General features: G+C 52.9%; 14 protein-coding genes, 1 tRNA gene and 3 rRNA genes. 5 read left to right on the forward strand and 13 right to left on the reverse strand.

All coding sequences use genetic code 11. The features are described 5' to 3' along the window. Positions 1-248: 248 nt before the first annotated feature. Positions 249-3,041 carry a DNA polymerase I gene (gene polA, locus ACQG19_RS24645; protein ID WP_246932988.1) on the reverse strand — a complete coding sequence of 931 codons (2,793 nt, stop codon included), beginning with the start codon at positions 3,039-3,041 and terminating at the stop codon, positions 249-251. 440 nt (positions 3,042-3,481) lie between these two features. Between polA and ACQG19_RS24650 the strand changes: the two genes are divergently transcribed. Continuing rightward, positions 3,482-4,390: an acyltransferase gene (locus tag ACQG19_RS24650; RefSeq protein ID WP_013099384.1), complete on the forward strand. Its 909-nt coding sequence runs from the start codon at positions 3,482-3,484 to the stop codon at positions 4,388-4,390. A 23-nt stretch (positions 4,391-4,413) separates the two neighbouring features. On the opposite strand, the gene dsbA is transcribed toward ACQG19_RS24650, so the two are convergent. The 3 genes from dsbA to ACQG19_RS24665 form a co-directional block, all read right to left on the reverse strand. Continuing rightward, positions 4,414-5,037 carry a thiol:disulfide interchange protein DsbA gene (gene dsbA, locus ACQG19_RS24655; protein ID WP_013099385.1) on the reverse strand — a complete coding sequence of 208 codons (624 nt, stop codon included), beginning with the start codon at positions 5,035-5,037 and terminating at the stop codon, positions 4,414-4,416. A 27-nt stretch (positions 5,038-5,064) separates the two neighbouring features. After that, a complete protein-coding gene (locus ACQG19_RS24660; RefSeq protein ID WP_222169246.1) occupies positions 5,065-6,051 on the reverse strand; it encodes a serine/threonine protein kinase in 987 nt (328 codons plus the stop codon). A 75-nt stretch (positions 6,052-6,126) separates the two neighbouring features. Continuing rightward, positions 6,127-6,396: a YihD family protein gene (locus ACQG19_RS24665; protein WP_013099387.1), complete on the reverse strand. Its 270-nt coding sequence runs from the start codon at positions 6,394-6,396 to the stop codon at positions 6,127-6,129. Positions 6,397-6,464: 68 nt separating this feature from the next. Here ACQG19_RS24665 and mobA point away from each other — a divergent pair, with 68 nt between their 5' ends. Both mobA and mobB read left to right on the forward strand, forming a co-directional pair. Next, positions 6,465-7,049 carry a molybdenum cofactor guanylyltransferase MobA gene (gene mobA, locus ACQG19_RS24670; protein ID WP_102752904.1) on the forward strand — a complete coding sequence of 195 codons (585 nt, stop codon included), beginning with the start codon at positions 6,465-6,467 and terminating at the stop codon, positions 7,047-7,049. Continuing rightward, the gene (gene mobB, locus ACQG19_RS24675; protein WP_058650930.1) at positions 7,046-7,549 is read left to right on the forward strand and encodes a molybdopterin-guanine dinucleotide biosynthesis protein MobB; all 504 of its coding nucleotides are present in this window, start codon (positions 7,046-7,048) and stop codon (positions 7,547-7,549) included. The genes mobA and mobB overlap by 4 nt, the downstream gene beginning before the upstream one ends. A 91-nt stretch (positions 7,550-7,640) precedes the next feature. Here the strand turns inward: mobB and rrf are convergent. The 4 genes from rrf to ACQG19_RS24695 form a co-directional block, all read right to left on the reverse strand. After that, positions 7,641-7,756: ribosomal RNA gene (rrf, locus tag ACQG19_RS24680) — 5S ribosomal RNA — on the reverse strand. A 187-nt stretch (positions 7,757-7,943) separates the two neighbouring features. Continuing rightward, a 23S ribosomal RNA gene (locus ACQG19_RS24685) occupies positions 7,944-10,847 on the reverse strand. Between the two features lie 183 nt (positions 10,848-11,030). After that, positions 11,031-11,106: transfer RNA gene (locus tag ACQG19_RS24690), tRNA-Glu, on the reverse strand. 84 nt (positions 11,107-11,190) lie between these two features. Beyond that, positions 11,191-12,730, reverse strand: a 16S ribosomal RNA gene (locus tag ACQG19_RS24695). The 16S, 23S and 5S rRNA genes sit together here with 1 tRNA gene alongside, the layout of an rRNA operon. Positions 12,731-13,185: 455 nt before the next feature. Between ACQG19_RS24695 and ACQG19_RS24700 the strand changes: the two genes are divergently transcribed. Both ACQG19_RS24700 and mdtD read left to right on the forward strand, forming a co-directional pair. After that, the gene (locus ACQG19_RS24700; RefSeq protein ID WP_013099390.1) at positions 13,186-13,893 is read left to right on the forward strand and encodes a FadR/GntR family transcriptional regulator; all 708 of its coding nucleotides are present in this window, start codon (positions 13,186-13,188) and stop codon (positions 13,891-13,893) included. Next, a complete protein-coding gene (gene mdtD / locus ACQG19_RS24705) occupies positions 13,890-15,323 on the forward strand; it encodes a multidrug transporter subunit MdtD (RefSeq protein WP_020690262.1) in 1,434 nt (477 codons plus the stop codon). The genes ACQG19_RS24700 and mdtD overlap by 4 nt, the downstream gene beginning before the upstream one ends. On the opposite strand, the gene rbsR is transcribed toward mdtD, so the two are convergent. The 5 genes from rbsR to rbsA all read right to left on the reverse strand — a co-directional run bounded on the left by rbsR (position 15,289) and on the right by rbsA (position 20,715). Further along, positions 15,289-16,281 (reverse strand): ribose operon transcriptional repressor RbsR, encoded by a 993-nt coding sequence (rbsR, locus tag ACQG19_RS24710; RefSeq protein WP_013099392.1) that lies wholly within the window; start codon positions 16,279-16,281, stop codon positions 15,289-15,291. The two genes, mdtD and rbsR, sit on opposite strands and share 35 nt — an antisense overlap. Before the next feature lie 3 nt (positions 16,282-16,284). Continuing rightward, positions 16,285-17,214, reverse strand: a complete 930-nt coding sequence (gene rbsK / locus ACQG19_RS24715) for a ribokinase (RefSeq protein WP_038982504.1) — start codon at positions 17,212-17,214, stop codon at positions 16,285-16,287. Positions 17,215-17,321: 107 nt separating this feature from the next. Beyond that, complete coding sequence (rbsB, locus tag ACQG19_RS24720) at positions 17,322-18,212, reverse strand: ribose ABC transporter substrate-binding protein RbsB (protein ID WP_013099394.1); 891 nt, start codon at positions 18,210-18,212, stop codon at positions 17,322-17,324. 27 nt (positions 18,213-18,239) lie between these two features. After that, positions 18,240-19,205 carry a ribose ABC transporter permease gene (rbsC, locus tag ACQG19_RS24725; RefSeq protein WP_029883505.1) on the reverse strand — a complete coding sequence of 322 codons (966 nt, stop codon included), beginning with the start codon at positions 19,203-19,205 and terminating at the stop codon, positions 18,240-18,242. Positions 19,206-19,209: 4 nt separating this feature from the next. Continuing rightward, positions 19,210-20,715, reverse strand: coding sequence for a ribose ABC transporter ATP-binding protein RbsA (gene rbsA, locus ACQG19_RS24730; protein ID WP_020690258.1), 1,506 nt, complete (start codon positions 20,713-20,715; stop codon positions 19,210-19,212). Positions 20,716-20,717: the final 2 nt, after the last annotated feature.

The following is a 20,717-nucleotide window of genomic DNA, read 5'->3' on the forward strand; positions in this document are numbered from 1 at the left end:
CCCCAGTCATTACTGACTGGGGCGGCTAAAATATTCAGCCAAATCCGATTACGTGAAGTAAAAGGTCTGAAAGATAGAACATCTTACCTCTGTACCCTACGCAGCTAACTCTACCCCTTTTTTTGCTGCAGAAAAAGCACTTTTTGTAGTTTTTTTTCATTCTTTACATAGGGAATTCTAATGATCGTCACAAAACGCACGTCGTTATGTTGCTAACTTACATAAAAAGCGCGTTATTCGCCGAACCATTAGTGAGCCTGATCCCAGTTTTCACCACTTCCCACTTCCACCAGCAACGGCACATCGAGTTTCATGCTGTTTTCCATCAGTTCGTGGATTGTCTTCGACACGCTATCGAGATCGTCTTTGTGCACTTCGAACACCAGTTCATCGTGTACCTGCATGATCATTTTCACGCGCGGTTTCTCTTTTTCCAGCCAGGCATCCACGGCGATCATCGCGCGCTTGATGATGTCAGCTGCGGTTCCCTGCATCGGGGCGTTGATTGCAGCACGTTCTGCCCCGGCACGGCGTGCCGCGTTGCTGGATTTAATGTCGGGTAAGTAGAGACGACGACCGTCCAGTGTTTCAACGTAGCCTTTTTCCTTCGCCTGCGCGCGGGTGCGTTCCATATATTCCAGTACGCCCGGATATCGCTCGAAGTAGAGATCCATATACTTCTGCGACTCTTTACGCGGAATATTGAGCTGGCGTGAAAGACCGAAAGCGCTCATGCCGTAAATCAGGCCGAAGTTGATTGCTTTCGCGCTGCGGCGTTGCTCGTTTGTCACGCTGTCCAGCGGCAGACCAAAGACTTCCGCAGCGGTTGCCCGGTGGATGTCCTTCCCTTCGGCAAAGGCAGTCAACAGGCCCTTATCACGCGAGAGGTGCGCCATAATGCGCAGCTCGATTTGCGAGTAGTCAGCAGAAACAATCAGATAGTCATCAGGTGCAATAAACGCCTGACGAATGCGACGCCCTTCTTCATTTCGTACCGGAATGTTCTGCAGGTTTGGATCGGTCGAGGAGAGACGTCCGGTGGCCGCCACAGCCTGATGGTATGAAGTATGCACACGACCCGTTTTCGGGTTGATCATCAGCGGCAGCTTATCGGTGTAAGTCGATTTCAGCTTTGCCAGACCACGGTACTCCAGAATGACTTTTGGCAGTGGATAATCCAGCGCCAGCTCCTCCAGTACCTCTTCAGAGGTGGAAGGTGCGCCGCCAGGGGTTTTCTTCAGCGGTTTGATCCCCTGCTTTTCAAACAGGATGGTTTGCAACTGTTTTGGGGATGAGAGGTTAAACGGCTCACCGGCAAGCTCATGCGCCTTTTGCTCCAGTTCGGTCAGACGCTGGGCGAGTTCGCCCGAGTGGTTATGCAGTACCGTCGGATCGATTTTTACGCCGTTGCGCTCGATGCGTGAAAGAACAGGTACCAGCGGCATCTCAATGTTCTGAAACACATTCAGCGGCCCTTCGTGCTTCTGCAGTTTTGGCCACATCTTCAGGTGCAGCTGCAGCGTGACGTCGGCATCTTCTGCCGCATAGCGTCCCGCCTCTTCCAGCGCTATCTGGTTAAAGGTGAGTTGATTTTTGCCTTTACCGGCAATCTCTTCAAACGTGATGGTTTTGTGCTTCAACCAGCGGTCAGACAAGGAGTCCATATCATGACGGCCTGCTACGCTGTCCAGAATGTAGGATTCCAGCATGGTATCAAACGCGATACCGCGCAGCTCAATACCGTAGTTTTGCAGAATACCGCGATCGTATTTGAGGTTTTGCCCCACCTTCAACGCATTGTCGTCTTCCAGAATCGGCTTCAGCAGTTCCAGTACGCGTTCGCGAGAGAGTTGCTCCGGTGCGTCCAGGTAATCGTGCGCGACGGGAACATAGGCAGCGATACCCGGCTCTGTCGCAAAGGACAGGCCCACCATATTGGCGGTAATGTTATCCAGGCTGTCGGTTTCCGTGTCGAAAGCAAACACCGGTGCTTTTTTCAGTTTCTCGATCCAGGCAACCAGCTGTGACTCTTCAAGAATGGTTTCGTAGTGCTCAAAAGAGAGCGCTGCGGCTTCTTCTTCAGCCTGATCGTCGGCATCAATGACAATCGTCTCTTTTGGCTTCGCAGCCGGTTTGGCGCCTTTTGCCTGCAGCCATTTACCGGCTTCCACGTCGGTGGTCCAGCGCTTAAATTCGTATTTCTTAAACAGGCTCAGCAGGTCATCCGCAGACGGTTGTTGTACCTCAAGCTGCTCACATCCCAGTTCCAGCTCAACATCGGTTTTAATCGTCGCCAGCTTATAGGAGAGATAAGCCACCTCTTTATTCTCTTCCAGCTTCCCGGCCATGGTTTTTGCGCCACGGAAAGAGAGCCCGGCGATTTTGTCAGACTCCGCATACAGCGTATCCAGCCCGCCCAGTCCCTGAAGGAGTGCCTGTGCCGTTTTTTCGCCAACGCCTGGCACGCCTGGGATGTTATCCGATGAGTCGCCCATCAACGCGAGGAAATCGATAATCAACTCTGGCGGCACGCCATATTTTGCGACCACCTCTTCAGGGCCGAGGATGGTGTTGGTCATGGTATTAATAAGGGTGATCCCTGGCGTCACCAGCTGCGCCATATCTTTATCACCAGTACTGATGAGAACCGGACGGCCCATTTTTTCGGCTTCACGCGCCAGGGTGCCAATGACGTCATCCGCTTCCACACCAGAAACCGCCATCAGTGGTAACCCCATCGCTTTCACCATCGCATGCAACGGCTCAATCTGCGCACGCAGATCGTCAGGCATTGGCGGACGGTGAGATTTGTAATGCTCAAATAACTCGTCGCGGAAAGTTTTGCCTTTCGCATCAAAAACGACTGCCGCATGGGTTGGCTGATACTGAAGGATCAGGCTACGCAGCATGTTAAGTACACCGTACATCGCGCCGGTGGGTTCCCCTGCGCTATTGGTCAGAGGAGGAAACGCATGATACGCCCGATACAGGTAAGAAGAGCCGTCGACGAGAATAAGAGGGTTTTCTGGGATCTGAACCATAATGTCCGTGCCTTTAATCAATTTATGACTAAAGGATGCCACAGAAGGATGAAAACATCAGTTATTAGCGCCTGATACAGGAAAAGATTTTACGATCGTGAGGATCGCTCGCAAAAATTTAAACTGTGGATAAGTTTGTGAATACTTTCACTTCATATGACTAATAAAGGCAAAAAAAGCGTAAAGACACATAATTATCATCTATTTATCAATTAGTTATATGAGAATAATGAATTATATTGCTAGCTAATGAGAATATAGCATATGTGGATATATGCCCGGTTTGCTGCGTAATAGTAGTGAAATCTTCTGCAGCGAGATGCTGCCTGTCAACTCTCCGTATGAAAGCCCCATTATTTTGTCTGATTTCTGATAAAATCAGCGCCCTGCACCGGATAGTCGGTCGCTAACTTACAGCTAACCATTTGAAAAAGCTCATCATGTCGAGATTGCTCGCTGCAATAACATTACTGTTAAGCATCATTTTAACTATTCTGGTGACGATCGCCTGTTCTGTACCGATCATCATCGCCGGGATAATTAAACTGCTGTTACCTTTGCCTACGGTTTGGCGAGCCGTGTCGGCGTTTTGTAATTTCATGATGTACTGCTGGTGCGAAGGGTTGGCCATCCTGCTGCGCCTGAATCCTCACCTGAAGTGGGACGTTGAGGGTCTGGAAAGACTCAACAAAAAGAACTGGTATCTGCTGATCTGTAATCACCACAGCTGGGCCGACATCGTGGTGTTATGTGTGCTGTTCCGTAAGCATATCCCGATGAACAAATACTTCCTGAAGCAGCAGCTGGCCTGGGTACCGTTTATCGGCCTGGCCTGCTGGGCGCTGGATATGCCGTTTATGAAACGCTATTCGCGCAGCTATTTGATTCGCCACCCGGAGCGGCGGGGTAAGGATGTGGAAACGACGCGTCGTTCCTGCGAGAAGTTTCGCGCACATCCGACAACGATTGTGAATTTTGTCGAAGGCTCGCGGTTTACAGAAGAGAAGCGTCTTCAGACTCGCTCCCCTTATCAGAACCTGCTGCCACCCAAGGCGGCGGGTATTGCCATGGCGCTTAACGTGCTGGGGGCGCAGTTCGATAAATTACTGAACGTGACGCTCTGCTATCCGGAAAACGACAAGACGCCTTTCTTCGATATGCTCAGCGGCAAGCTGACGCGTATCGTGGTTCGTGTCGATCTGGTGCCAATTGATACCGAACTGCATGGGGATTACGTTAACGATAAGAACTTCAAACGTCGTTTCCAGCTTTGGCTTAATACGCTCTGGAAAGAGAAAGATGAGCAGATAGAGAACATCAAAGCTTCAAACAAAAACGCCGGTCATTGACCGGCGTTTTTATATCATTGGATTTACTTCTTCTCGACCAGGTATTTCACGGTGTCTGCGTACTGCTGTACGAAGATATCCATGCTGCTGGTGTCCATGCCCTGCATGTTTAGCTGATATTTGCCGTTAACATACATCGCCGGAACGCCCTGGAGCTGCAGATCGGCTGCGGCTTTTTCCTGTTGAGCAACCAGCGATTTCACGACAAAGCTGTTCCATGCGGCGTCGTAGTCTTCACCTTTCACGCCTGCGTCAACGAACACTTTACGAATATCTGCTGCGGTCTGGACGGTCTGGGTTTTCTGCACCGCTTCAAACATAGGGGAGGTGATCTTATCTTCCACACCCAGCGCAATCGCAACCGCCCACGCCTGAGTCAGGTCTTTACCCAATGGGCCCAGGAACTCAACGTGGTATTTGGTCATTTTGGTGCCTTCCGGCAGCTTTTTCTTCACGTTGTCAGCAACATGCAGCACCTGCTCAAACTCATAGCAGTGTGGGCAATAGAACGAGAAGAACTCGAGAACCTGTGGCTCGCCAGCGACGGGCTTGTCCAGCGTGATGTACTGTTTGCCGTCGGTAAACTGTGCAGCAGAAGCGCTAAATGCCAGAATCATACCTGCCAGCGCCAGCCAAATTTTTTTCATGATTAACTCTCTCCTGGGTGTGTCCAATTAATACATCGGCGTTAGTTGCAGTGGGGGTTCCTGAAGAACCTTAACCTGCTCAGTAAATGTGGATATCTGGTTGCGCCAGTAATCCTCTCCGGTAAGCCACGGGAAATTACGAGGAAATGCGGGATCATCCCAACGCCTGATTAACCATGCGAGATAATAAACAAAACGCATCGCACGTAAAGGTTCTATCAGGGCAATTTCGTCTGAATTAAAAGGGCTAAACTCTTCATAGGCTTCAATAATCGTTTCAAGCTGCATACGTTGCTCGGCTTTGTCGCCGTTGAGCAACATCCACAAATCCTGCACCGCTGGCCCCATCCGCGCATCATCGAGGTCAACAAACAGAGGGCCATCGCGCCAGAGAATATTCCCGGCATGACAATCACCATGCAAACGCAGGACAGAAATATCATCGCGCCAGCAGGCTTTTACCGCCCCAATAAGTTTATCCGTCGCGCTGAGAAACGCGTCCTTTAATGCAGAGGGAATAAGCGCTGAGGTTTCGAAGACCTGGCGGGGTTCAAAAAGGTATTCCTGAATACCGATAGTCGGGCGGGCAATAAACGACGTTTTGCGTCCCGTCTGGTGGATGCGTCCCAGATAGCGGGCAACCCACTCCATTTGGTCGATATTATCCGCTTCAAACTGGCGACCACCCAGACTGGGAAATATAGCGTAGTAGAACCCTTCGTGCGTAAGCAGCGTTTGGTTATTGAATTTTATCGGTGCGGCAACAGGAACTTCGTCATTCAGTAGATCGTGAGCAAACTGATGCTCTTCCTGAATTTGTTCAGCGGACCAGCGCTTGGGGCGATAGAACTTAACAACGAAGCGCTGACGATCCTCGTCCTGGAATTGATAGACGCGGTTTTCGTAGCTATTTAGCGGGGTTAGCCCGGAATCCACCCGAATACCCTGCTCAAACAGCGCATCCATAATGGTATCCGGGTGTAATGTCTGGAAAGTAAAAGCCTGGTCGTTCATCCGATCATCCGGAAATTATACGAATGATTCAGGATATCATCTTGTGGCGATTTCGGTGCCGCCGCTTACAAGCTTTTACTCTTTAATTACGCCTCGGGCGCGCAGCAATGCGGTTTTAAAATCTTCCTCATAATCTTTCTGAATACCAGGAATAACAGCATCTTTGGCAGAGTCACGCATTTTGAGGTGATAGATCAGGATGTCGTCAGAAAGGTCTGTCAGTTCACCTTCAAAACCTGACTCTTTCGCCAGTTTCTGTAAAAATTGCATCAGATTCAGCTCTGGCTCTTTTTGCCAGGCTGGCTGGAGGAGTTCAATGACTTCATTCAGACGTTTACATTTCATGGTGGTGCTCCTTTCATTTAGAGTGACACGTTAGCAGGGTCAATCCCACAATAAAAGAGGCGATATTCGTGAATCCGGGTCAGGAAATCATCGGAGTGGTTCTGGCGGGTGGCAAGGCAACGCGCATGGCGGGAAAAGATAAGGGGCTTCAGCACCTTAACGGTAAGCCACTTTGGCAGCATGTTGCTGCCACGCTTGCAGATCAGGTTGCGGCAATAGCCATCAGTGCCAATCGCCATATCGATATTTATCAGCGCAGCGGATACCCCGTTTATCAGGATACTCTCGGGGATTACCCAGGACCGTTGGCCGGCATGCTCTCGGTCATGCAGCAGTCTGAGGCAGAGTGGTTTGTTTTCTGCCCGTGTGATACGCCGTTTATTCCCTCCTGCCTTGTCGAGCGTCTCGTGCAGTCTCGTGATGGTGCACCGGTTGTCTGGGTGCATGACGGTGAGCGCGACCATCCTGCTATTACGCTGATTCATAGATCATTAGTTCCAGCGCTGCAGGATTACCTGACGGCGGGAGAGCGAAGAGTCATGGTGTTTATGCGTCAGTCAGGCGGCCATTCCGTTGATTTTAGCGACTGGAAGTCTGCATTTGTGAACGTGAATACGACGGAAGATTTACAGACCATGCAGGAGAAAAAATGACGCCTGTTTTAGCTATCGCCGCCTGGAGTGGTACCGGGAAAACGACGCTGCTCAAAAAGCTGATACCCGCACTTTGTGCCAGAGGCATCCGCCCTGGGCTGATTAAGCATACCCACCACAATATGGACGTCGATAAACCGGGTAAAGACAGCTATGAACTGCGTAAGGCAGGTGCCGCGCAAACCATGGTGGCAAGTCGTGAGCGGTGGGCATTAATGACGGAAACGCCCGATGAAGCACCGCTGGATCTCGCGTATCTGGTCAGTCGGATGGATCACTCCACGCTTGATCTGGTGCTGGTTGAGGGGTTTAAGCATGAGGCCGTTGCAAAGATCCTGCTGTTCAGAAACGATGCCGGGCATGATGTTAGCGAGTTAACGCTGGATGAGCATGTCATTGCGGTGGCCAGCGATGTCGCTCTCGATGTTGAGGTTCCGGTGCTGGATTTAAATGATGAGGATAAGATTGCTGAGTTTATTGTGGGGTGGTGTGCGGTCTGATGCCCTCTCCCGCAGGGTGAGGGTGAGAGTGAGGGAGAAAACAAAAGCAAAAAACCCCGCACCTTACGGTACGGGGTTCTTCTTATTTGATGCCTGGCAGTTCCCTACTCTCACATGGGGAGACCCCACACTACCATCGGCGCTACGGCGTTTCACTTCTGAGTTCGGCATGGGGTCAGGTGGGACCACCGCGCTAAAGCCGCCAGGCAAATTCCTGTGCTCTGTCCTGTGTCTTTTGGGCTGATACTGCGTTGGCTGCTCTCGTAAAGTCAGTCACATACCTCAGTATGCTCCTTCCTTTCCTTCGCTTGCCGCCTTGTCTCAGCGCAAAATCCTTCGGACTCTGAATCAAAGCTGAAAATCTGTCTCTTCGCCAAAACACCTTCGGCGTTGTAAGGTTAAGCCTCACGGTTCATTAGTATCGGTTAGCTCAACGCATCGCTGCGCTTACACACCCGACCTATCAACGTCGTCGTCTTCAACGTTCCTTCAGGAGACTTTAAGTCTCAGGGAGAACTCATCTCGGGGCAAGTTTCGTGCTTAGATGCTTTCAGCACTTATCTCTTCCGCATTTAGCTACCGGGCAGTGCCATTGGCATGACAACCCGAACACCAGTGATGCGTCCACTCCGGTCCTCTCGTACTAGGAGCAGCCCCCCTCAATTCTCCAGCGCCCACGGCAGATAGGGACCGAACTGTCTCACGACGTTCTAAACCCAGCTCGCGTACCACTTTAAATGGCGAACAGCCATACCCTTGGGACCTACTTCAGCCCCAGGATGTGATGAGCCGACATCGAGGTGCCAAACACCGCCGTCGATATGAACTCTTGGGCGGTATCAGCCTGTTATCCCCGGAGTACCTTTTATCCGTTGAGCGATGGCCCTTCCATTCAGAACCACCGGATCACTATGACCTGCTTTCGCACCTGCTCGAGCCGTCACTCTCGCAGTCAAGCTAGCTTATGCCATTGCACTAACCTCCTGATGTCCGACCAGGATTAGCTAACCTTCGTGCTCCTCCGTTACTCTTTGGGAGGAGACCGCCCCAGTCAAACTACCCACCAGACACTGTCCGCAACCCGGGTAACGGGTCTACGTTAGAACACCAGCCATTAAAGGGTGGTATTTCAAGGATGGCTCCACGCAGACTGGCGTCCACGCTTCAAAGCCTCCCACCTATCCTACACATCAAGGACCAGTGTTCAGTGTCAAGCTATAGTAAAGGTTCACGGGGTCTTTCCGTCTTGCCGCGGGTACACTGCATCTTCACAGCGAGTTCAATTTCACTGAGTCTCGGGTGGAGACAGCCTGGCCATCATTACGCCATTCGTGCAGGTCGGAACTTACCCGACAAGGAATTTCGCTACCTTAGGACCGTTATAGTTACGGCCGCCGTTTACCGGGGCTTCGATCAAGAGCTTCGCGTTACCGCTAACCCCATCAATTAACCTTCCGGCACCGGGCAGGCGTCACACCGTATACGTCCACTTTCGTGTTTGCACAGTGCTGTGTTTTTAATAAACAGTTGCAGCCAGCTGGTATCTTCGACTGATTTCAGCTCCACCCGCAGGGGCTTCACCTACATATCAGCGTGCCTTCTCCCGAAGTTACGGCACCATTTTGCCTAGTTCCTTCACCCGAGTTCTCTCAAGCGCCTTGGTATTCTCTACCTGACCACCTGTGTCGGTTTGGGGTACGATTTCGTGTTACCTGATGCTTAGAGGCTTTTCCTGGAAGCAGGGCATTTGTTACTTCAGCACCGTAGTGCCTCGTCATCACACCTCAGCGTTAAAAGGTACCGGATTTACCTGGAACCTCCGCCTACATGCTTAAACCGGGACAACCGTCGCCCGGCTAACATAGCCTTCTCCGTCCCCCCTTCGCAGTAACACCAAGTACAGGAATATTAACCTGTTTCCCATCGACTACGCCTTTCGGCCTCGCCTTAGGGGTCGACTCACCCTGCCCCGATTAACGTTGGACAGGAACCCTTGGTCTTCCGGCGAGCGGGCTTTTCACCCGCTTTATCGTTACTTATGTCAGCATTCGCACTTCTGATACCTCCAGCAACCCTCACAGGCCACCTTCAACGGCTTACAGAACGCTCCCCTACCCAACAACACATAGTGTCGCTGCCGCAGCTTCGGTGCATGGTTTAGCCCCGTTACATCTTCCGCGCAGGCCGACTCGACCAGTGAGCTATTACGCTTTCTTTAAATGATGGCTGCTTCTAAGCCAACATCCTGGCTGTCTGGGCCTTCCCACATCGTTTCCCACTTAACCATGACTTTGGGACCTTAGCTGGCGGTCTGGGTTGTTTCCCTCTTCACGACGGACGTTAGCACCCGCCGTGTGTCTCCCGTGATAACATTCTTCGGTATTCGTAGTTTGCATCGGGTTGGTAAGCCGGGATGGCCCCCTAGCCGAAACAGTGCTCTACCCCCGAAGATGAGTTCACGAGGCGCTACCTAAATAGCTTTCGGGGAGAACCAGCTATCTCCCGGTTTGATTGGCCTTTCACCCCCAGCCACAGGTCATCCGCTAATTTTTCAACATTAGTCGGTTCGGTCCTCCAGTTAGTGTTACCCAACCTTCAACCTGCCCATGGCTAGATCACCGGGTTTCGGGTCTATACCCTGCAACTTAACGCCCAGTTAAGACTCGGTTTCCCTTCGGCTCCCCTATACGGTTAACCTTGCTACAGAATATAAGTCGCTGACCCATTATACAAAAGGTACGCAGTCACACCACGAAGGTGCTCCCACTGCTTGTACGTACACGGTTTCAGGTTCTTTTTCACTCCCCTCGCCGGGGTTCTTTTCGCCTTTCCCTCACGGTACTGGTTCACTATCGGTCAGTCAGGAGTATTTAGCCTTGGAGGATGGTCCCCCCATATTCAGACAGGATACCACGTGTCCCGCCCTACTCTTCGAGTTCACAGCCTGTGCATTTTCGTGTACGGGACTTTCACCCTGTACCGTGCGACTTTCCAGACGCTTCCACTAACACACAAGCTGATTCAGACTCTGGGCTGCTCCCCGTTCGCTCGCCGCTACTGGGGGAATCTCGGTTGATTTCTTTTCCTCGGGGTACTTAGATGTTTCAGTTCCCCCGGTTCGCCTCGTTAACCTATGTATTCAGTTAACGATAGTGTGACGAATCACACTGGGTTTCCCCATTCGGACATCGCCGGGTCAAGGGTTCATATCACCTCGCCGGCGCTTTTCGCAGATTAGCACGTCCTTCATCGCCTCTGACTGCCAGGGCATCCACCGTGTACGCTTAGTCGCTTAACCTCACAACCCGAAGATGTTTCACTTCTGATTGCGAAAATTTGAGAGACTCGAACACACCATTAAAGATGTGTCGTTTCAATTTTCAGCTTGATCCAGATTTTTAAAGAGCAAATATCTCAAACATGACTCGCAAGTCAGTTTTGAGATATGACGGCAGGTGACTTTCACTCACGAACCAGCAAGTGGCGTCCCCTAGGGGATTCGAACCCCTGTTACCGCCGTGAAAGGGCGGTGTCCTGGGCCTCTAGACGAAGGGGACGTACAGTCTCAATCGCAAGACGCCTTGCTATTTACTTTTCATCAGACAATCTGTGTGAGCACTGCAAAGGCAGGTTCTTTAAGGTAAGGAGGTGATCCAACCGCAGGTTCCCCTACGGTTACCTTGTTACGACTTCACCCCAGTCATGAATCACAAAGTGGTAAGCGCCCTCCCGAAGGTTAAGCTACCTACTTCTTTTGCAACCCACTCCCATGGTGTGACGGGCGGTGTGTACAAGGCCCGGGAACGTATTCACCGTAGCATTCTGATCTACGATTACTAGCGATTCCGACTTCATGGAGTCGAGTTGCAGACTCCAATCCGGACTACGACGCACTTTATGAGGTCCGCTTGCTCTCGCGAGGTCGCTTCTCTTTGTATGCGCCATTGTAGCACGTGTGTAGCCCTGGTCGTAAGGGCCATGATGACTTGACGTCATCCCCACCTTCCTCCAGTTTATCACTGGCAGTCTCCTTTGAGTTCCCGGCCGGACCGCTGGCAACAAAGGATAAGGGTTGCGCTCGTTGCGGGACTTAACCCAACATTTCACAACACGAGCTGACGACAGCCATGCAGCACCTGTCTCACAGTTCCCGAAGGCACCAATCCATCTCTGGAAAGTTCTGTGGATGTCAAGACCAGGTAAGGTTCTTCGCGTTGCATCGAATTAAACCACATGCTCCACCGCTTGTGCGGGCCCCCGTCAATTCATTTGAGTTTTAACCTTGCGGCCGTACTCCCCAGGCGGTCGATTTAACGCGTTAGCTCCGGAAGCCACGCCTCAAGGGCACAACCTCCAAATCGACATCGTTTACGGCGTGGACTACCAGGGTATCTAATCCTGTTTGCTCCCCACGCTTTCGCACCTGAGCGTCAGTCTTTGTCCAGGGGGCCGCCTTCGCCACCGGTATTCCTCCAGATCTCTACGCATTTCACCGCTACACCTGGAATTCTACCCCCCTCTACAAGACTCCAGCCTGCCAGTTTCGAATGCAGTTCCCAGGTTGAGCCCGGGGATTTCACATCCGACTTGACAGACCGCCTGCGTGCGCTTTACGCCCAGTAATTCCGATTAACGCTTGCACCCTCCGTATTACCGCGGCTGCTGGCACGGAGTTAGCCGGTGCTTCTTCTGCGGGTAACGTCAATTGCTGCGGTTATTAACCACAACACCTTCCTCCCCGCTGAAAGTACTTTACAACCCGAAGGCCTTCTTCATACACGCGGCATGGCTGCATCAGGCTTGCGCCCATTGTGCAATATTCCCCACTGCTGCCTCCCGTAGGAGTCTGGACCGTGTCTCAGTTCCAGTGTGGCTGGTCATCCTCTCAGACCAGCTAGGGATCGTCGCCTAGGTGAGCCGTTACCCCACCTACTAGCTAATCCCATCTGGGCACATCTGATGGCAAGAGGCCCGAAGGTCCCCCTCTTTGGTCTTGCGACGTTATGCGGTATTAGCTACCGTTTCCAGTAGTTATCCCCCTCCATCAGGCAGTTTCCCAGACATTACTCACCCGTCCGCCACTCGTCACCCGAGAGCAAGCTCTCTGTGCTACCGTTCGACTTGCATGTGTTAGGCCTGCCGCCAGCGTTCAATCTGAGCCATGATCAAACTCTTCAATTTAAAAGTTTGATGCTCAATGAATTAAACTTCGTAATGAATTACGTGTTCACTCGTTGAGACTTGGTATTCATTTTTCGTCTTGCGACGTTAAGAATCCATGTCACTTTGAGTGCCCACACAGATTGTCTGATAAATTGTTAAAGAGCAGTGCCGCTTCGTTTTCGCTGCGGCGCGGGGTGTGCATATTACGCTTTCCCGCTTCAGAGTCAAGCGTTTAATTTGCTTTTCTCTGCTGACCCGGCGGCGTGTGTGCCGTTGTTCCGTGTCAGTGGAGGCGCATTATAGGGAGTTATTCTGAAGTGACAAGAGGAAATTTAAAAAAAGTTTCCGTCCGTGTTTTTTTTCACCAATAGCGATGAAATCAAGCTACAAAGTGTTCTATTTGATGTATCTGCAACCACAATCACATTCACGGTGGCATACTTATCGACAAGAATCATTAAGGAATAAAAGCAATGCCATTGAGCGCACAACAGCTGGCAGCCCAAAAAAACCTGTCTTATGTGCTGGCAGAAAAGCTGGCTCAGCTGATTTTAGCGGGTAAATATGCCCCGGGTAGCATCCTGCCGGGCGAAATGGAGCTGGGCGAGCAGTTTGGCGTGAGTCGTACCGCCGTTCGCGAAGCAGTGAAAACCTTAACAGCAAAAGGCATGGTGCTACCGCGTCCGCGCATTGGCACGCGGGTGATGCCACAAAGCAACTGGAACTTCCTCGATCAGGAACTTCTCTCCTGGTGGATGACAGAAGACAACTTCAATCAGGTCGTCGATCACTTTCTGGTGATGCGCAGCAGTCTTGAGCCGCAGGCCTGCCTGCTTGCCGCCACGCTCGGGACAGCCGAACAAAAAGCCCAGCTCAACACCTTAATGGAAGAGATGGTGTTCCTGAAAAAGCACTTCAACCGCGAGCGCTGGGTTGAGGTCGATATGGCCTGGCATGAACATATCTATATGATGAGCGCCAATCCGTTCCTTACCTCTTTTGCTTCTTTATTCCATTCGGTGTACCACACCTACTTTACCTCTATTACTCAGGACGAAGTGGTGAAGCTGGATCTGCATCAGGCCATTGTCGATGCCATTCAGGAGAGCGACGGGCAACGAGCCCTGAGCGCGTGCCAGGCGTTACTGGCCGCGCCAACCCACCAGCAGGTGAATAAATGACAAAGAAAAAAGCACGCAGCATGGCCGGGCTGCCGTGGATTGCAGCCATGGCGTTCTTTATGCAGGCACTGGATGCCACCATCCTCAACACCGCACTTCCCGCCATTGCGCAAAGCCTTAACCGATCGCCGCTGGCGATGCAGTCCGCCATCATCAGTTACACCCTGACGGTTGCAATGTTGATCCCGGTGAGCGGCTGGCTGGCCGATCGCTTCGGCACCCGTCGCGTATTTATGTTGGCCGTAACGCTCTTTACGCTCGGTTCGCTGGCCTGTGCATTATCATCCTCTCTGACCGAACTGGTTATCTTCCGCGTTCTGCAGGGAATTGGCGGCGCGATGATGATGCCCGTGGCGCGCCTGGCACTTTTGCGCGCCTATCCACGCAGTGAATTGCTTCCCGTGCTCAACTTCGTCACCATGCCCGGCCTGGTCGGTCCGATACTTGGCCCGGTGCTGGGTGGTGTGTTTGTCACCTGGGCCAGCTGGCACTGGATCTTCCTGATTAACATTCCAATTGGCGTAGCAGGGCTGCTGTATGCCCGCAAATATATGCCGAACTTCACCACGCCAAGACGCAGTTTCGATATGGGTGGTTTTTTCCTGTTTGGTCTGAGCCTGGTATTGTTCTCCAGCGGGATGGAGCTGTTTGGTGAGAAGATAGTGGCAACATGGCTTGCGCTGGCTGTCATTCTTGGCGGTATTTTGCTGTTCCTTCTTTATATACGTCATGCACGCCGTCACCCGACACCGCTGATTTCGCTGTCTCTCTTTAATACGCGCACTTTCTCGGTAGGTATCGCGGGGAATATTGCTTCGCGCCTGGGGACGGGCTGCGTACCGTTTTTGATGCCTCTGATGCTGCAGGTCGGTTTCGGCTATCCGGCCCTGATAGCCGGCTGCATGATGGCGCCCACGGCAATGGGCTCAATTCTGGCCAAATCAACCGTCACACAGGTGCTGCGCTGGTTTGGCTATCGGAAGACGCTGGTTGGCGTAACGGTCTTTATCGGGCTGATGATTGCGCAGTTCTCGCTACAATCTGCCTCGCTTCCCGTCTGGATGCTGATCCTGCCGTTGTTTGTGCTGGGTATGGCAATGTCAACGCAGTTCACGTCGATGAACACGATTACTCTCGCGGATCTGACTGACGACAACGCCAGTAGTGGCAACAGCGTGCTGGCGGTGACTCAACAGTTATCAATCAGCCTTGGGGTGGCTGTCAGTGCCGCGGTACTGCGGTTCTATGAAGGTTTTGACAGCGCGAACACCGTCGAGCAGTTCCACTATACCTTTATCACGATGGGCGTACTTACCGTCGTTTCAGCGCTGGTCTTTATGCTGTTAAAACCGAAAGATGGTCGAAACCTGATTAAAGAACGCCACAAAACAAAAGCTAAACCGAACCCCGTTCCATCAGAACAGGAGTAAGCTGCAGACGTTGCTGCTGCAGCGTGGGCTGCGCCATTCGGTGGATTAATACATCAATGGCCAGCTCACCCAGTTCATCTTTTGGCTGATGGATCGTGGTCAGCGGCGGGGTCATGTAGCTGGCCAGTTCGATATCATCGTAGCCAATCACCGCCATATCGTCAGGAATACGCAATCCCGCCTGGTACAACGCCTTATACGCCCCAAATGCCATGGCATCGTTGCCAATAAAGACGGCCTGCGGGCGCGGTGTCTGCGCCAGCAATGTCTGCATCGCCTCGAAACCGCCCTGAAATTCAAAATCGCCGGTAATACGGTAACCCTCCGGAACCGCGAGTCCCGCCCGAGCCATCGCGGAAAGGTACCCCTCCAGACGCAGACGCGCCGGGGTTTTATCCAGCGGGCCAGTAATGCAGGCGATGCGGGTATGGCCTTTGTCGATCAGATACTGGGTTGCCATATCTCCGCCCAGCAGGGAGTTATCCTGAATCAGATCGCTGGTCCCGTCGAACGGCGCCCAGTCCATCATCACCGTGGGGATAGACGGATAACGCTGAATGATCTCTTTCGAGGGTTGATGCGTTTCGGTACACAGCAGCAGTAACCCGTCGACGCGTTTTTGCATCAGCGTCTCCAGATTACGGTTCATGCGCTGCTCATCCCCTTCGGTATTGCACAGCACCAGACTGTAGCCGCGTTCGAAGCAGCTGCGTTCCACCCCGCGGACAAGTTCAGAATAAAAGGGATTCGTACTGGCGGTGATCAGCATGCCAATGGTGCGCGTCTGGTTGAGCTTCAGGCTGCGGGCCAGCGCAGACGGCGCATAGTTGAGATCTTTCACTGCGGCTTCGACTTTCTCCCGAATCGCCTCGCTGACAAAGCGATCGTTATTAATGACGTGGGAGACTGTCGACGTAGAAACGCCCGCCAGGCGGGCGACATCTTTCATTGTGGCCAAGCGTTACCCCTGCTGACTTAAGAATTCGTCGATCTCTTTACGCCACGGAACGGAGGGCTGGGCACCTTTGCGCGTGACGGCGATAGCCGCAGCAGCATGCGCAAAGCGGATAGCATCATCCATTCCCTTTCCTTCCAGCAGCGCTGTCACCAATGCTCCGTTAAACGTATCGCCTGCCGCGATGGTGTCAATCGCCTTGACCTTAAAGCCCGGCACGCGACGGCCTTCGCCGTTTACGCTTGCCCACACGCCGCGGCTACCGAGGGTAATGATAACGGTGCCGATGCCTTTATCGTGCAGCGCTTTCGCGGCACGCGCTGCGTCATCATCATTTTCAACACGAATGCCCGTCAGTTTTTCCGCTTCGGTTTCGTTCGGTGTAATGATGTCCACCCGCGCCAGCAGTTCGTCTGATAATACACGGGCAGGCGCAGGATTAAGTACGACAGTGGTATGATTTTGATGCGCAATGTCAGCGGCCGCCAGTACGCTTTCTACGGGCGATTCCAGCTGCATCAGTAACGCGTCGGCATTAGCGATAAGCTCGCGCTGTGCTTCAACGCGGTCCGTCGTAAGACGGGCATTCGCGCCAGCATGAATACCGATGACATTCTCACCTTCCGCGTTGACGAAAATCAGCGCCACGCCGGTCGATTCCCCTGCAACAACGCTGACTGGCGCAACATCGATGTTATCGCTGGCGAGCTGTTTACGCACGCGCTCACCGGTATCATCATCACCTGTACAGGCGATAAACGCGATATTTGCCCCACTGCGTCCTGCTGCAACCGCCTGGTTGGCACCTTTACCGCCAAATGCCACCTGATAATGGTTGCCGGTGACGGTTTCGCCCGGCGTCGGGAAGGATTCAAGGTTAAGAATGTGATCGGCATTGATACTGCCAAGGACGACGAGGTTGCCTGCGGTTTTCATGGTTGAGCTGTCCATCTGAGAGCGCCACCGGTGTTACCCGGTGGCGTATGCCACACTTTTCTTTATTGGTGTCCCTCAGGCAGCCAGCGACTGCCTGAATCGCCTTTTTACTGCTTGATGACCAGTTTCAGGTCAACTGGATATTTAGCCTGAACTTTTTCGCCCTTCAGCACTTTGTCAGCAGTCTGCACGCCAGTCGCGCCGATCTGCTCAGGCAGCTGAGCGATGGTCGCCGCCAGTTTGCCATCATTTACCGCTTTTTCTCCATCTGGTGTGCCGTCAAATCCGACAACCATCACATCAGATTTACCTGCAGTCTGCAGGGCACGCAGCGCGCCGAGCGCCATTTCGTCGTTCTGTGCGAACACCGCCTGCACGTCTGGGTGCGCGGTCAGCAGGTTCTGCATGACGTTCAGACCTTTAGTACGGTCGAAGTCAGCAGGCTGGCTGGCCAGGACGTTAAATTTGTGAGCCGCAACCGCCTGCTGGAAACCTTCGCCACGTTCGCGGGCTGCGGACGTACCGGCAATACCCTGCAGTTCGATAACTTTCGCGCCTTCACCTGCTTTCTTCGCGATGTAGTCACCCGCGATTTTACCGCCCAGCACGTTATCAGACGCAATGTGGCTCACAACGTCGCCTTTCGTTGCCTGACGGTCCAGGGTGATCACCGGGATCTTCGCCTGGTTTGCCATCTTCACGGCGTTACCCACCGCGTCAGAATCGGTTGGGTTGATCAGCAGGATTTTGGTGCCGCGAACGGTTAAGTCCTGCACGTTAGCCAGCTCTTTCGCCGGGTTGTTCTGTGAATCCAGCACCACCAGGTTGTAGCCCAGTTTGTCGGCTTCTTTCTGTGCGCCATCCTTCAGGGAGACGAAGAACGGGTTGTTCAGCGTGGAGATAACCAGCGCGATGGTGTCTTTCGCCATAGCGTTAGCACTTACGGTTGCGCTCAGCGCGACAGCAGAAACCAGGGTAGCCAGTTTTTTCATGTTCATATCTAAGATGTCCTGTAGTGTCGTCAGTTACTGTTTTTTGTTGTCTACCAGGACCGCCAGCAAAATCACCACTGCTTTAACGATCATCTGGTAATAGGAGGAAACACCTAACAAATTCAAACCATTATTCAGGAAACCGAGAATCAGTGCGCCGATCAATGTCCCAACAATGCGACCTTTACCGCCCGCAAGACTCGTACCGCCCAGAACCACTGCCGCAATGGCATCCAGCTCATACCCCGTACCCGCCGTTGGCTGCGCGGAAGAGAGGCGCGCCACTTCGATGATGCCCGCCAGAGAGGCCAGCAAACCGCACAGTGAGTAAACGATAATTTTAACTTTGTTGACGCTGATACCGGACAGACGCGTTGCCGCTTCGTTACCGCCCAGTGCATAAATATAGCGGCCCAGACGCGTGTGGTGCAGCATGTACCACGCCGCCAGGAAGACGATGGCCATGATCCAGACCGGCGTCGGGATACCCAGCGGGCGACCGATACCGAACCAGCCAAACAGATCGGCGTTGTCCGTAAAGCCGGTGTTAACCGGGCTGCCGTTGGTATACACCATGGTGACACCGCGCAGCAGCAGCATCATGACCAGCGTCGCAATAAACGCCTGAACACGACCTTTCGCCACAATAACCCCGGTGACAGCACCAATTGCCGCACCCAGCGCCAGCGCAGCGGCAACGGCCACCAGCGCGTTGACCTCAATCCCGACGATTGAAGCAGCAACCGCACCGGTGAGCGCCAGCAGGGAACCGACGGACAGATCGATACCCGATGTCAGGATCACCAGCGTCATCCCGACCGCCATAATGGCGTTCACGGAGGTCTGCTGAAGAATGTTGAACAGGTTATTAACGGTGAAGAAATTGGGGCTCATGGTCGACACAATCGCGATCAGCACCAGCAGGGCAATCAGCGATTTTTGTTCCATCAGCCATGCCTTTGTGAAATAACGGCGACCAGAAACAGCCTGGGTAGTCATCTTCTTACTCCTGATTCACGCGATTAAGCTTGCCCACAGCGGCAGCCATCAGAACTTCCTGGGTGGCCTGCTCGCGAGTGAATTCACCGCCGAGATGCCCTTCATGCATGACGATAATGCGATCGCTCATGCCTAATACCTCTGGCATCTCGGAAGAGACCAGAATGATGCTCAGACCGTCGGCCTTGAACTGGTTAATCAGCTGATAGATCTCTTTTTTGGCCCCTACGTCCACGCCGCGGGTAGGTTCATCAAGGATCAACACTTTCGGGCGCGTCATCAGCCCGCGTGCAATCGCCACTTTCTGTTGATTACCGCCGGACAGCAGGCCAATCGCCTGTTCCATCGAGGGGGTTTTCACATTAAAGAGGCGGATAAAATCGCTGACTGCCTGCTGTTCATCTTTATGTTTCAGGCTGCCGCCGCTGCGGCTGAAATAGCGCAGGGCGGTAAGAGACATGTTCTCTTTCACCGACATGCCCAGCACTAAGCCGTCGCGCTTACGGTCTTCGGAGATATAAACAATACCATTCGCCAGGCCATCCTGCGGAGAGCGCGTCACCACTTCATGCCCGTCGAGAGTGACATAACCGCTGGATCGCGGCAGCGCACCGTACAGCACTTTCATCAGCTCGGTACGGCCGGCGCCCATTAGCCCTGCCACGCCAAGAATTTCCCCTTTGCGCAGGGTAAAGGAGACATTATCCACGCCCGGGCCACAGAGATTATCCACCTTCAGGCGGATCTCACCCGGTGCTTTGTCGAGGTGCGGGTATTGATCTTCGAGCTTGCGTCCCACCATCATTTCGATAAGCGTATCTTCCGTCAGCGATGCCACTTCACGCTCGGCAATAAACTGCCCGTCGCGGAAGACGGTAACGTCGTCGCAGATCTCGAAAATCTCTTTCATACGGTGAGAGATATAGACAATTCCACGTCCCTGCGATTTCAGCTCGCGGATGACGCGGAACAGGGATTCGGTTTCGGTATCGGTCAGGGCGTCCGTCGGTTCATCCATAATGATGACCTTCGACTCAAAGCTCAGCACTTTCGCGATCTCCACCATCTGCTGGTCGCCAATGGAGAGTTCGCCCACCAGGCGGTCGCTTTTGAAGCGCAGGTTCAGCTTCGCCAGCAGCTTATCCGCTTCGGCATACATCGTTTTCCAGTCAATTTTGCCAAACCGGTTAACAAATTCGCGGCCAAGGAAGATGTTCTCCGCAATAGTGAGCTGCGGGATCAGGTTCAGTTCCTGGTGAATAATGCCGATCCCCGCTTCCTGCGAGGCTTTTGGACCGCTGAAGGTGGTCTCTTTACCCAGCCACAAAAGTGAACCGGCATCGCGTTGATAGATACCGGTCAGCACTTTCATCATGGTGGATTTGCCGGCGCCATTCTCGCCCACCAGCGCCATTACGCGTCCGGCATAAACGTTCAGCGCCGCGCCAGAAAGGGCTTTTACGCCCGGGAACGATTTATCGATCCCTTTAAGTTGCAGTAATGCGTCCATGA

Source organism: Enterobacter cloacae complex sp. 277I4 (genome assembly GCF_050031465.1).
In the GTDB taxonomy this organism is placed as follows: Bacteria; Pseudomonadota; Gammaproteobacteria; order Enterobacterales; family Enterobacteriaceae; genus Enterobacter; species Enterobacter cloacae.